Source organism: Shimia sediminis, from assembly GCF_003990645.1.
GTDB classification, from domain to species: domain Bacteria; phylum Pseudomonadota; class Alphaproteobacteria; order Rhodobacterales; family Rhodobacteraceae; genus Shimia; species Shimia sediminis.
In genome coordinates this window covers 1-515 of record NZ_RYZK01000123.1, presented here as the reverse complement: position 1 = coordinate 515, position 515 = coordinate 1, and the positions used below count along the sequence as shown (strand labels likewise).

The window sequence follows — 515 nt, the reverse complement described above, 5'->3', positions numbered from 1 at the left end:
TTTTAAATGCGAAGAACTTTTATTTCAATATTCTTTAAAAGGTACAAAAACCTTAAGTATAGAAAATATCAAAAATTAATTTATAATCCTCCTCTTAGACGCAGTACTAAATGTAAAGTAGATTCTTTCTGAATATTATAGTCAGATAAAGTACGGCCATCTTCCAACTGTTTTCCAGCAAAAATTAATCTTTGTTGATCTGGAGGAATACCTTCTTTGTCTTGAATTTTTGCTTTCACGTTTTCAATGGTGTCAGATGGTTCCACTTCCAAAGTAATAGTTTTCCCAGTGAGAGTTTTTACGAAAATTTGCATACCACCTCTAAGCCTCAATACCAAATGTAATGTTGATTCTTTTTGGATGTTGTAGTCTGATAAGGTTCGTCCATCTTCTAATTGTTTGCCGGCGAAAATAAGACGTTGTTGATCTGGTGGAATACCTTCTTTGTCCTGAATTTTAGCTTTCACATTTTCGATGGTGTCAGATGGTTCCACTTCCAAAGTAATTGTTTTTCC

Annotated in this window: 1 protein-coding gene; it reads right to left on the bottom strand. The window is 33.4% G+C overall.

The genetic code is table 11. The annotated features are described in order from the left end of the window. Positions 1-80: 80 nt before the first annotated feature. The coding region (locus EK369_RS22085; protein WP_206198175.1) for a polyubiquitin at positions 81-515 on the bottom strand (435 nt) is incomplete at its 5' end.